The 14234-nt window shown below is 45.9% G+C and carries 6 protein-coding genes; 5 read left to right on the top strand and 1 reads right to left on the bottom strand.

Annotation, left to right across the window (positions count from 1 at the left end):
* Window positions 1-135 precede the first annotated feature (135 nt).
* A complete protein-coding gene (locus GGR07_RS03045; RefSeq protein ID WP_021645478.1) occupies window positions 136-687 on the bottom strand; it encodes a DUF4738 domain-containing protein in 552 nt (183 codons plus the stop codon).
* A gap of 139 nt (window positions 688-826) precedes the next feature.
* Here GGR07_RS03045 and GGR07_RS03040 point away from each other — a divergent pair, with 139 nt between their 5' ends.
* From GGR07_RS03040 to GGR07_RS03020, 5 genes are all read left to right on the top strand, one after another.
* Window positions 827-2197: a TrpB-like pyridoxal phosphate-dependent enzyme gene (locus GGR07_RS03040; RefSeq protein ID WP_021645477.1), complete on the top strand. Its 1371-nt coding sequence runs from the start codon at window positions 827-829 to the stop codon at window positions 2195-2197.
* Between the two features lie 90 nt (window positions 2198-2287).
* Window positions 2288-6346: a hybrid sensor histidine kinase/response regulator transcription factor gene (locus tag GGR07_RS03035; RefSeq protein ID WP_021645476.1), complete on the top strand. Its 4059-nt coding sequence runs from the start codon at window positions 2288-2290 to the stop codon at window positions 6344-6346.
* A 449-nt stretch (window positions 6347-6795) separates the two neighbouring features.
* On the top strand, window positions 6796-8880 hold the full coding sequence (gene hepC / locus GGR07_RS03030; protein ID WP_021645474.1) for a heparin-sulfate lyase HepC: 2085 nt from the start codon (window positions 6796-6798) through the stop codon (window positions 8878-8880).
* Window positions 8881-8917: 37 nt separating this feature from the next.
* Window positions 8918-11062, top strand: a complete 2145-nt coding sequence (locus GGR07_RS03025; protein WP_021645473.1) for a surface glycan-binding family protein — start codon at window positions 8918-8920, stop codon at window positions 11060-11062.
* A gap of 25 nt (window positions 11063-11087) precedes the next feature.
* Window positions 11088-14231 (top strand): SusC/RagA family TonB-linked outer membrane protein, encoded by a 3144-nt coding sequence (locus tag GGR07_RS03020; protein ID WP_122056621.1) that lies wholly within the window; start codon window positions 11088-11090, stop codon window positions 14229-14231.
* The last annotated feature ends 3 nt before the right edge of the window (window positions 14232-14234 follow it).

Below are 14234 nucleotides of genomic sequence, written 5' to 3'. Positions count from 1 at the left end.
TATCCGGAAATTACTATCCGGTAGTAATATTGTTTCAATCAAAAACAGGCAGGGAATAAAAACTCTTGCCAGCGAAATCCGTGGAGATTAGCGACAACAACATTACTCTATTCTCATTCTCAACGGGAGATAATATCATTCTCCCGTTTTTTCATCATAATCTTCCTCCAGCGATTCGACCCTTTCAATACTTATCCTGCCATCAGAAGTAACAATAATGGCAAGCGGGACATATAAATCGGTCTGAGGGTAGCAGACACTGGCGGCATAAACAATGCCATGCGAAGTTGTTTTATCGAATACAAGTCCTTCCAGAATAGATTTTTTCAAAAAATCGAGCTCAACTACAGACGCAAAATCAGCTTTTGTAAATGTCTTGTTCAACACCGTTTCACCACTTCGCGTCAGCTTCAACGTAATCTTATTGTCTACATAAATGTCTCCCATGTCATTGGTTACATGCGGAAGAGTTTCGTCGGGCATACGCGAAACCACCGAACGATATTCTTTATCTTTGAAGTTAATCCGGGTCTCGACCGTAGAAACCTGCATACGCTGCAATCCGTCGGCATCTACAGAATCCATTCCTGTAATGTTCGAGATTTCCTTAGCACTTCCTCCTTTACTGCTACAAGCCGCCGCAATAAACGACAACGACAAACCAAGTATGCAAATAACCTTTTTCATCCTGACTCTATGTATTGATATCAAACGCAAAAATAGCAAAAATCAAGTAACAAAACCTATTCTTTAATCATAAAACTATCTGATTCTTATTTTTTTTGTCTAATTTTGACGGCAAATTTTAGAAAAACAAAGATTAGCTATGAGTGACAAGAAAAAAAGGTATATTCTGCCTGAAGAAGAAATTCCGCATTACTGGTATAATATACAAGCCGACATGGTAAACAAGCCGATGCCTCCGTTGCATCCGACAACCAAACAACCGTTGAAGGCTGAAGATATGTATCCCATCTTCGCCGAAGAGCTGTGCCGTCAGGAACTGAATCAGACTGATGCCTGGATTGAAATTCCTGAAGAAGTGCGTGAAATGTACAAATATTATCGCAGCACCCCACTCGTACGTGCTTATGGATTGGAAAAAGCACTTGGCACTCCTGCGCATATCTATTTTAAAAATGAAAGTGTCAGCCCCATCGGTTCACACAAACTGAACTCGGCATTGGCACAGGCTTATTACTGCAAACAAGAAGGGGTGACAAACATCACCACCGAAACAGGAGCCGGACAATGGGGAGCCGCCCTCTCCTATGCAGCTAAAGTATTCGGTTTGGAAGCAGCCGTTTATCAAGTAAAAATCAGTTATGAGCAAAAACCCTACCGCCGCAGCATCATGCAAACTTTCGGAGCGCAAGTCACTCCGTCGCCTTCCATGTCTACACGCGCGGGCAAAAACATTCTGACTGCTCATCCCAATTATCAGGGGTCACTGGGAACAGCTATCTCGGAAGCCATCGAATTGGCACGTGTCACTCCCAATTGCAAATACACACTGGGATCGGTACTCAGCCACGTCACCCTGCATCAAACAGTAATCGGCTTGGAAGCCGAAAAACAAATGGAGATGGCAGGCGAATATCCGGATATGGTGATCGGATGTTTCGGCGGCGGTTCAAACTTTGGCGGAATCTCTTTCCCCTTCATGAGACACAACATCCTGAACGGCAAAAAGACCCGATTCATCGCAGCAGAACCTGCTTCCTGCCCTAAACTGACAAGAGGAAAATTCCAATACGATTTCGGTGATGAAGCCGGATATACTCCTTTACTTCCGATGTTCACATTGGGACATAACTTTTCTCCGGCTCATGTTCATGCCGGTGGTCTCCGTTATCACGGCGCAGGCGTTATTGTTTCTCAATTGCTGAAAGACGGTCTGATGGAAGCTACCGATATTCCTCAATTGGAATCATTCGAAGCCGGATACCTGTTTGCCCAGATGGAAGGAATTATTCCGGCTCCGGAATCTTGCCACGCCATTGCATCCGCCATCCGCGAAGCAAACAAATGCAAAGAAACGGGAGAAGAAAAAGTCATCCTTTTCAATCTCTCCGGACACGGGCTTATCGACATGGCTTCTTACGACAAATATCTCTCGGGCGATCTGATCAATTACTCACTTTCTGATGAAGACATACAAAAGAGTCTGAATCAGATAGGCGACTTATCCAAATAAGAAAAACATACAGTTTTTCATTCTATATCACCGGGTATTAAAAAGATATGATTATCTTTGAGGCAAATTTAATTGTTTAGAACTTAATTAATGTTCAGCCTCAAAGATATCATTTTCTACCTGCTCTTCTTATGTGTCGGAGCAAATTTTACTTTTGCCGCTTCGGATCAGATTACTTTTTCTCATATATCGATTAACGAAGGACTGTCGCAAAGTACAGTGTTCTCGATAGACCAAGACAAGCGAGGCAACATGTGGTTTGCCACATACGACGGAGTAAACAAATACGACGGCTATGCCTTTACTGTATACCGACATGATGAATCGAATCCCAACAGCATACCAAACGATATCTCAAGAATAGTCAAAGCAGACAGTCGGGGGCGTATCTGGATAGGAACACGCGACGGTTTATCATGTTATGACGAAGAAAAAGATCAATTTAAGAACTTCTTTTATCAGAAAAAGAGCGGACACATTTCCGTCAACGCCATTGCTGAAATCACTCCCGACCAACTGCTTATCAACACTTCCGAAGGGCTTACTCTTTTCGATGTAAAATCATCTGTATTCACCGCAGCCCCACTTAACCGACAAATGCGTGAATTACCCGTTTCCACCTTGTACAGATCGGGAAACCACATTTATATCGGAACCTTCAATAAAGGACTTTTCTGCTATTCCGTGTCGGAACGTACTCTTCAGAAAGTAACCCCAGCACTCGACGACAAACAGATTCAAGCTGTACTACAGCAATCTCCTACACAAGTATGGGTCGCCACCGAAGGACATGGACTTTTTCTCATCAATCCAAAAACAAAAAAGGCTAAAAATTATCTCCATTCCGCATCCGATTCAAAAAGCATCAGTTCGAATTATATCCGCTCTCTGGCACTCGACGGACAAAACCGGCTCTGGATAGGTACACTGAATGATTTGAATATTTTTCAAGAAGGAACCGATTCGTTTATATCCTACGGTAGCAGCCCGACGGAAAACGGAAGCCTGTCGCAACGTTCTGTACGTAGCATATTCATGGATTCGCAAGGAGGCATGTGGCTGGGTACTTACTTCGGTGGTCTGAACTACTACCACCCTATCAGGAACCGCTTTAAAAATATACGTCGTATACCCTACAAAAATTCGCTCAGCGATAATGTGGTGAGCTGCATCGTCGAAGACAAGGATAAGAATCTATGGATCGGTACAAACGATGGAGGATTAAACCTATACAACACAGCTAACGGGCAATTCACACATTACACCCTGCAAGAAAGCGAACGGGAAAGAGGTATGGGTTCCAACAATATCAAGGCCGTTTATCTGGATGAACCCGACGGACTGGTATACATAGGAACACATGCCGGAGGATTGAATATTCTTCATCGCTCCACCGGCAAGGTAGAGCACTTTGACCAAAAAAACAGCGAACTGATAAATGAAAATGTATATGCCATTCTTCCCGATGAAGAAGGCGGATTATGGCTCGGAACATTAGGCGCGCTTGTGCGATTCGAACCACGCAAGCAATCTTTCACAACCGTTGAAAAAGAGAAAAATGGAACTTTGTTTACCGCCAAACGGATTACTACATTGTTCCGCGATTCCGAAAAACGTTTGTGGATTGGAGGAGAGGAAGGAATTTCGGTCTACACTCAGCACAAAGGCGAATTGCAAAGAGAATCGGTCTTCCCAAAATCATCCATTACTGAAGCGTTTGTGAACTGCATTTACGAATCTTCCAACGGTATCTTTTGGATCGGTACACGGGAAGGAGTCTATTGTTTCAATGAGAAAAAGAAGAAGATCAACCGCTACACCACTGCAAAAGGATTGCCCAACAATGTCGTATACGGTATCTTAGAAGATTCTTTGGGACAGATATGGTTAAGTACGAACCGGGGAATTGCCTGTTTTCATCCGGAAACGGAAAAATTTCGCAACTTTACCGAATCGGACGGACTTCAGAGCAATCAGTTTACGTCTTCTTATTGCCGTACTTCCACGGGACAGATGTATTTCGGCGGTATCGAAGGCATTACAACTTTCCGCCCGGAGTTGCTGCTCGACAATCCTTATGCACCTCCGGTAGTCATTACACGATTACAGTTGTTCAACAAAACCGTTCGTCCCGATGATGAAACCGGTATCCTGACCAAAAACATCAGCGAAACGAAACGTATCACTTTGAAATCATCGCAAACGGCTTTTTCACTCGAGTTCGTCGTATCCAATTATATCTCCGGACAACACAATACGTTTGCCTACCAATTGGAAGGATATGATAAAGAATGGTATTACCTGACAGATAAACGTACGGTATCATACTCCAACCTGCGGCAAGGCACGTATCACTTCCATGTAAAAGCTGCCAATAGCGACGGCAAATGGAATACAACACCTACTACTTTGGAAATTATCGTTCTTCCGGTATGGTATAAGACGTGGTGGGCTCTCCTGTTGTTTCTCATTGCTTTCATAGCTTTTCTCACATTCGTTTTCCGCTTTTTCTGGATGCGCAAGAGTATGGCCGCAGAGTTGGAAATGGAACGGAGAGACAAGGAACACCAAGAGGAAATTAATCAAATGAAGATGCGATTCTTCATCAATATTTCTCACGAATTGCGTACGCCGCTCACCTTGATTCTGGCTCCGTTACAGGAGATTATCAACAGAATCAGCGACCGATGGACACGCAACCAACTCGAATATATCGGGCGAAACGCAAACCGTCTGCTTCATCTGGTGAATCAGTTGATGGACTACCGCCGCGCTGAGCTGGGTGTATTCGAACTCAAAGTGAAAAAAGGGAATGCTCACTGCCTCATTTCCGAAAATTTCCGATATTACGACAAGTTGGCTCGCCATAAGAATATTGCGTACTCACTACATTCCGAACTGGAAGAGAAAGAGATGCTTTTCGACCCGAATTACCTGGAACTTATACTGAACAATCTCTTGTCCAACGCTTTCAAATATACAGGAAACGGACAGAGCATCACCGTCACCCTGAAAGAAGACAACGGATGGCTGCTACTCCAAGTCAGCGATACGGGGATCGGCATCCCCATCAACAAGCAAGGGAAGATATTCGAACGTTTTTATCAGGTGGAAAACGAATATGTTGGCAGCGGCATCGGTTTGTCTTTGGTACAACGTCTGGTAGAATTACACCACGGACGTATCGAACTGGAAAGTGAAGAAGGCAAAGGAAGCTGTTTTTCCGTGCGCCTGCCGCAATCGATAGCAGTATATGCCGTATCGGAATTGGCCGACGAAGAGAATCCGGAAGAAGAGCAGGTATACTCCACCAATTCAAAAGAAATGTACTTCATCGACACAGAAACGGAAACAACCGAAGCGGTGGAATCACGCGATAAAAAGCGGGGAACCATCCTCATCGTAGAAGATAATCAGGAAATCAGGCATTACCTGACGAGCGGACTTGCGGAGCTGTTCAACACTTTGGAGGCCGAGAACGGTGAAAAGGCGCTGGAGATTCTAAAAGAAAACGAAGCGGATGTGATTGTGACCGACGTGATGATGCCTGTAATGGATGGAATCAAGCTGTGCAAGAACGTGAAACAAAATATTCGTACCTGCCACATACCGGTAATTATCCTCTCTGCCAAAACCGATATAAAACACCAAATGGAAGGATTGCAGGTAGGAGCCGACGACTATATTCCTAAACCCTTCTCGCTCTCTGTACTGACAACTAAGATACAGAATATGATGCGCACACGTCACCGAATGATCGAACGATATTCCAAATCTCTCGAAGTAGAACCGGAAAAAATCACTTTCAACGCTATGGACGAAGCGCTGCTAAAACGTGCCGTGTCTATCGTGGAGAAAAACATGGACAACGCCTCTTTTTCAACCGACGAGTTTGCCCGCGAAATGAACATGAGTCGCTCCAACCTTCACCTGAAGATGAAAGCCATCACAGGCGAATCGACTATCGATTTCATCCGCAAGATACGGTTCAACGAAGCGACAAAGTTACTCAAAGACGGCAGATATACGGTAGCTGAAGTCAGCACAATGGTAGGTTTCAACACTCCCTCTTATTTCGCCACCAGCTTCAAGAAATATTTCGGATACTTGCCTACCGAATATATCCGTAAGCTACGGGAAGGCAACTGAAAAAGTATTTAATACTGCATTAAAAGTTTCAGTCTCAATATTAAGTATATAGAGTAAAACTCTAAAATCGATATTATACAGCGCATAAAAGACGTAGAAAAACGTCTCTTACTTATAACTTACAAGCAAAATTACAATGGCTCTCACAAAACGGGAACTTTTTCAGTACCCTCCTTTCTAAACACAAATATTTTTTAGGCAGAAAAAGAAATCCGCCGTATTTCCACGACCGTTCGCATCCGATCGCCGACACAGCGTTTTGTTCAATGCGGTAAGTCAGCAAACACATAAAAGGTAATTCAACAAACCTGATATCAAATTCAACAAGATTAATATCATAAAATCATATTTAAACAAACCGTAAACAGTGCTGGAAGAGAGTTGCGACGAATTGCAGTAATTTTGCGAACAATAGACAATTTTATCATTCAATTCTAATCGAAAGAAGTATGAAGAACATCATTTTTTGCTTATTCGCATTATTCACATTGACCGGATGCACGGAAAATGACGACGAACCCTTTACCGGAGGGAATGGTTCGTTTACTATTCCACAACCGTATCCCGACAGCGTAATAGACTCGAAACTTTTCGATGTAATAGACCTCAATCGTACAGGTCTGGAAAAAGTCAAAGCACATTATGAGTCGGGAGAACTTTATTTTGCGACGCAAGAACTGCTAAACTATTATCGCCTGCGCAACCATGTGACCAACCCTTCCCTCTCGCTGTTTAATGTCACGGTATCGAGCGATGACCGCCTGAAAGCCGATTACGCAATGGATAAATCACGCTTTTTCGTCAACAATTTCTACGAAGACTCAGAGTCGAAAAAGCCATATTCGCTAGAAAAAGAAGGCAAAATAGACTGGGCATTCGTGCCTCAAAATGCCAGCGACGAATATCAAAAACAACTTCACCGCCATCAGTGGTTCATCCCCCAAGCCAAGGTATACCGTGTCACCGCAGATGAGAAATACATCCAATCGTGGATCAATGTATACACCGACTGGCTTAAGCAAAATCCGATACCCGCAACGGGGCCGAACACGACCACATGGTGGCAACTACAGGTCGCCGCACGCATCTCCGACCAAGTGGAACTGTTCGAATATTATAAAAACTCCGTTCACTTCACACCGCAATGGCTCTCCGTGTTTTTAGTAAACTTTGCCCGCCATGCCGATTTTCTAAAACAATACCCCTACAAAAGCGAAGGGAATATCCTCATCTCCCAAGCCAACGCATTGGCATACGCCGGAACATTGTTTCCGGAATTCAAAAATGCCGCAAGCTGGATGGAAGAAGGTTTCGGCATCCTCAGTCAACAAGCCGGCAAACAGTTTTTAAGCGACGGAATGCACATCGAACTCTCGCTTCATTACCATATCAGTACGCTTGCCGACTTTTACAGCGCAATGAAGCTGGCGGAAGCGAACAACCTGCGAAGCAAACTCCCCGCCAACTTAAGCGAATCGTTGGAGAAAGCCGCCGAAACCGTAATTCACTTCACCTACCCTACATTCTTCAATGCCAAAAGCAAAGAATATTGCGTGCCGGCGTTCAACGATTCGTGGAAAAGCAACTGGACACGCAGTGTATTGACACGCAACTTCAAGCGCTATCTGGAAATGTTCCCCACCAATAAAGACCTGCGTTACATGGTCTACCCGCAAGGCTCCGCGCCCGACACCCGTATGAAACTGTTCGACCGTGCCGGATTTTATGTGATGCGTAACGGATGGGACGAATCGTCTACCATGCTTATCCACAGCAACAATGCCAAGACATCCGAAGACAATCTGAAATTATACAGCCACAACCAGCCCGACAACGGGACATTCGAGCTCTATCACAACGGCCGGAACTTCTTCCCCGATGCAGGCGTGTGCAGCTATTCGGGCAATTCTGCCGCCAATGAGCTGCGCAAATGGTTTCGCCAGACTAAGGTACACAATACACTGACATTGGATGGAAAAAACATCACGCATGCCGATGGGCGTTTGCTGAAATCGGAAGAAGGAAGCAATGAGCTGATTGTCACCGAAAATGCAGGGTATTCGGACTTAACCCACCGCCGCGCCATCTTCTTTGTCGACAAAAAGTTTTTCGTACTGATAGACGAAGGGATAGGGAACGCTTCGGGAACAGTGAACCTGAATTTCAACCTACTCGAAGGAAACGAAAGCGAAGTAGTTGTCGACCAGCCTGCCAATGGTGCGCACACAGCTTTTACGGACGGAAACAACCTGCTGGTTCGCACTTTCAGCGACTCTCCGCTGACCTGCGTACCGTTTGAAAGCCGTGTTTCTTATGCTGTCGACGGAAAATACACCACACGCCGGGCATATTCCGTCGATATAAAAAAGGCAACCGACAAGACCGCACGTTACATCACCGTACTCCTTCCCGTCGAAGGCATTGCCGAAACGGCAACCGTCACGGCAAAGTTTACAGAAGAATACAAAGCCGAGGGCTCTTCCGTCGAAGTTACCGTCAACGGAAAGAAATATAATCTGGCATATACCTTATAATTTGCGAACATCATTAATCATCTAATATTCAACAACAATGAAGCTAAGACAGTTATCTTCAAGTTTATTAGCCTTTCTGACGGTGATACTTGTATCTGTAGCGGGCGTTTCCTGCTCCGATACCGAAACCACCGACGAAACCGGCTTTATCATTTATTATTCCGGAATGACCGACATCGGGCCATCCATGAGCGGAGTAATCGGCAGCCCTACGTATAAAGGCAATGCTCCGTCCGATTTTTCCATCACCGGCATCACCCTAAACGGAGAAACGGTGAACGGTGAACAATTCAGTATCGACCCGGCTACCGGAGCAATCTCCGTTTCAAGTAAAAAAGATACTCCGATAGGAATATACAGCCTGAGCATTTCCTGTGTTTCGAACGGAAAAACGTATCAGTTTAAAGACATCGTACAAGTAAATATGATGAAAGCCGTACCGGACGGAATCACAGTGGAACCGAACAAGCTTCAGGCAGAATATGCCGACGTAGCAGATCCGAACAGCGAAACGGCACTTCCCACGGCTCAGGTCAAAACAGACGGAAACCACGTATCAATCCGCAAATACGAGATAGCCCAAAGCGAATATTCCGATTGCTTCGCTATTTCTCAAACAGGCGAGATTTCCATTCTGAAAGGAAATCCCAAATTGGTGCCCGGAATCTATGTGCTGGCGCTGAAACTTACTACGGGAGCGACCGGAGAAGATGAAGGAATATTCGAGAATGCAGTGGAAATCAATATCACTTCCAAACCGCTGGAGCTGAAGTATTATCCCGACAACGGAAAGATAGAGGAAGAAACACCCCAAAGCGGTCAGACAACCTTCACAAGCAACGCTCCTACTCTGAAAGGTTCACCGGAAGGCATCGCATATTCCATCAAGAGTATCATGCCCGCTACCGATAAAATTACTATCGACTCCAAGTCCGGCGTATTGTCCGTTGCGGCGAACCACGGATTCAAAGCGAAAGAGAAGTTCGTTGTAAGCGTCCATGTAGCCAATGATTACGATAAGGAAGGGGTAGACTTCACAAACGTGTTTACACTCGAAGTCGTCGATTTCATCGCGCCCATTACCGACTTCGGATATCCCGACACAGAATGCGTACAGGCTGTGGAAACGGAAATAAAGCCCAATGCCGGCTTCAAAGGCGACGAAGTGAAGTTCGAGTTTGTCGAACCGGACCCTAAACTGGAAAGCGCACTGACTTTGGAAGTGGACGGGACAATCAGAGTAAAACACGGCAATGATATTCCTTTGGGCAATTACACCATCAAGGTAAAGGCCACCAACCCGAAGAGCGATCCCGAACATCCTGCCGTCGCAACGTTCACTCTCTCCGTCAAAGAGAATCCGAACTTCTTCACATACTTCCGCTACGGAAACAATATAGGGCTTACACCGGAAGAGAAGTATGCCGACCAGTTCAGGGTAGAAGCCGGAGGTAAGCTGAGCAGTGTACACCCCAAACCTGTAAAAACAGACGCAAAAGTTAAACTTCTCTGGAGCATTACGCCCATACATCAGGCTGCGGGAACGACTATCGATCCCGAAACCGGAGAAATAACATTAGCAGGTTTGAAAGCCTCTCAAACAGGAGCTGTTTTAGTAACCGCTACCGCCGGAGAAGGAAAAGCGGCTGTTTCTGTCACTCAGCCGGTATTCTTCAACTTTGCGCAAGAGTTGAGCGGAATACTTGTAGAGTATACTCCTTTTGTGATTCAAGCAAATCCTAAACAAAAGACCGTTTCGGTAGCGCCGACCGTAAAAGGAACGACTGTCACACCGGATTTCGTGATGGATTACCGCCGTTCGTTCAATTATTATCCGATTAAAGGTTCCCATAAGAAAGGGCAGCCTAAAGACAAAGATTCTTTCCTGTTCAAATTGTGGAGCAACTATTTCAACGGAGACGAATCGAAGACCGGAAGCAAAGACCCGCTTTCTTATTTCACAAACAAGAGCGATCTGACCAAACCTTTGGCTTATGTGGATAATAGCAACAACTTCACCATTGTGGTAAACCCCGAAAAGTGGACTGCCGACGGAGAGTATGCAAACGGATTGCTGTTCGGACAAATTCCCTTCTCGACGAAAGGGATAAAAGACTGCGACGACAGCAAAAACCCCAACAAGCATTTCCCGGTAGTGATTTGGCTGGATACAAAGTTTTAATATGTAACGCACTAATCTAAAAAGTATGCATAATATTTCAAATATAAAAACAATAAGCCAAAGAGGGTTTATAACCCTCCTGGCACTCATCATGACTATCGGTCTCTATGCTCAAAGCACAGCCAAAGGAGTAGTGCTCGATGAAACCGATATGCCCCTTATCGGAGCTACCATCATGATAAAAGGGCAGACCACTTCGGGCACCATCACCGATTTCGACGGAAACTTTACAATGCCGAAAGTAAAAAAGGGAGCGGTAATCGTCATCTCTTACATCGGATACAAGCCACAGGAAATTAAATACACAGGGCAACCCATCAAAGTGAAGCTGGAACCCGACAGCAAGACACTCGACGAAGTGGTCGTCGTAGGATATGGTTCGATGAAACGCGGCGATCTGACCGGCTCGGTCGCTTCGGTCGCTTCGAAAAACATCGAAGGCTTTAAAACCGGTTCTGTAGTGGAAGCTTTGGGAGGACAGATAGCCGGCGTGCAAATCACGCAGACGGACGGAACTCCGGGTTCGGGGTTTAACATCAATGTGCGCGGTGTGGGAACATTGACCGGCGACGCTACTCCTTTATATATCGTAGACGGATTTCAAGTAAGCAACATCGATTATCTAGCCAACTCGGACATCGAATCGATCGAAATTCTGAAAGACGCATCTTCCGCCGCCATCTACGGAGCCCGTGCCGCCAACGGGGTAGTCATGGTCACCACCAAATCGGGAAAAGCAGGCAAACCGTCCATCACTTACAACGGTTCGGCCAGTTACCGTAAGATTTCAAAAACACTCGACCTGCTCTCTCCCTACGAGTTTGTCAGGTTGCAGGGCGAAGTGAACGAGAAATACAAAGACACGTATTATAAACCGGGTAACGACGACAACGGCACGCCTTATATTTATCAATCGCTCGACGATTATACGGGTGTGAAAGGGATAAACTGGCAGGACGAGACTTTCAATCCCACCTGGTCGCAAGATCACAACATAGCCGTCAACGGAGGAAGCGAAGATACCAAATACGCGCTCTCTTTCTCACGATATGCCGAAAACGGAATTTTCAACAACAGCGGATTCGATAAAACTACCGCCAAGTTCCGGATTAATCAGAAGATAACCAAGCAGCTTTCGATGGACGCTACCATCAATTACGCCAATACGTTCAGAGAAGGAGCGGGCACTTCGGCAGACAACGGACGGTTCAACATGCTGGCTCAAATTCTGAGTGCGCGTCCTACGGGAGGATTAAAGATCGATGACGCCACCCTGCTGAACTCGGCCATCGACCCTGAGATGCTCGAAGACGGAACAAGCCTTGCTCAGGTGAATCCGGTGGTACAAACCGAATCGGTGACGAACACGAAACGTGCGGAAATGTGGTCGGGCAATCTCGCATTGACATGGCAAATCAGAAAAGGGCTGACTTTCAAGACAGCCGGAACATACAACACTACCAACAGCCGCGTGAACGTTTTCTACAAAAACGGTTCGAAAGAAGCGTTCCGTAACGGACAAAAACCTTACGGACAGACTCAAATGGGACGCGATGTGCGTTGGACGAACTACAACAACCTGACTTGGAAACAAAAAATCAAGAAGCATCAATACGACGTGATGCTGGGACAGGAAATCTCTTACCGGAGCAACGAATATCTGCTGGGGCAGGCGATGGATTTCCCGTTCGATAATCTCGGAAACGACAATCTGGGCATAGGAGCCACGCCGAGCAAAGTAGATACCGGCTTCGGTGAGAAAACATTGCTTTCGTTCTTTGCCCGAGGCAATTACAACTATAACAACCGCTATCTCCTGACGGCAACGTTTCGTGCCGACGGTTCTACCGTATTCTCAAAGAAAAACAAATGGGGATACTTTCCGTCCTTCTCCGCTGCCTGGCGTGTTTCGGAAGAAGCGTTCATGAAACCGGTGAAATGGATCTCTAACTTCAAACTTCGGTTGGGTTGGGGTACGGTAGGAAACGACGCTATTCCGAGTTTCCTTTCGCTCGATTTGTACGAGCCGAGCAAGTACGGCTCGGGAAGCACTACCATGACGGTATTGACTCCGAAGCAAATCAAGAACCGGAACCTGAAATGGGAAGGTTCTTCCACAGTCAATTTAGGTTTCGATCTGGGCTTCCTCGACAATCGCCTGAATGTTACTGCGGATTTCTTTATAAAAGACACCAAAGACCTCCTGTTGTCGCAATCGCTGGCGCATGTTACAGGATTCTCCGACCAGATGCAAAATATCGGTAAGATTCAGAACAGAGGATTCGAGCTGAGTGTGAACAGTGTCAACATACGGACCCGCGACTTCGACTGGCAGACTTCTTTCAACCTTTCGGTGATACGCAACGAACTGAAAGCGCTGGATTCCGGAGCCGATTACAGAACCACGCGTTCTCAATTCGACAGTAATTTCACGCAAGACGATTACATCGCTATCGTAGGACGTTCGCTGGGATTGATTTACGGATACGAATTCGACGGCATCTATCAGAGTTCCGATTTCTACACAACCCCCGAAGGCAGACAACAGCTGCGCGAAGGAATTACCGACAACACCCGGTACACACAAGGGGTAAGACCGGGTGTGGTGAAGTACAAAGACCGGAACGGCGACGGCATAATTACTACCGCCGACCGTACCGTGATCGGGAATACGCTGCCGAAATGGTTCGGAGGCATCACAAACAGTTTCCGGTTCAAGAATGTGGATTTGAGCTTCATGCTTCAGTTTAACTACGGAAACGACATTTACAACGCCACACGGCTGTATGCTACGCAAACCAGAAGCGGCAGACGGAATATGCTGGCGGAAGCGGCCGACCGCTGGAGCCCGACAAACGCTTCGAACAAAGTTCCGGCTTTCGACGGATACATCACCAACGATGTCTATTCGCGTTTTGTAGAAGACGGATCGTTCCTGCGTCTGAAAAATGTTACATTGGGCTATACGCTTCCGGCCAAATGGACGAAGAAAGCCTACGTATCGAAACTCCGCGTATACGCCACCGGACAGAATTTGTTCTGCCTCACCGGATACAGCGGTTACGACCCCGAAGTGAGCAGATACCAGGATCCGATGAGACCCGGACTCGACTGGGGAGCTTATCCCAGAAGCAAAGTATTTACTTTCGGACTTGATATTCAATTTTAAAAT

The organism is Bacteroides pyogenes (assembly GCF_014196225.1).
GTDB lineage: Bacteria > Bacteroidota > Bacteroidia > Bacteroidales > Bacteroidaceae > Bacteroides > Bacteroides pyogenes_A.
The sequence above is the reverse complement of the archived record's forward strand: the minus strand, read 5'-3'. Positions and strand labels throughout refer to the sequence as shown.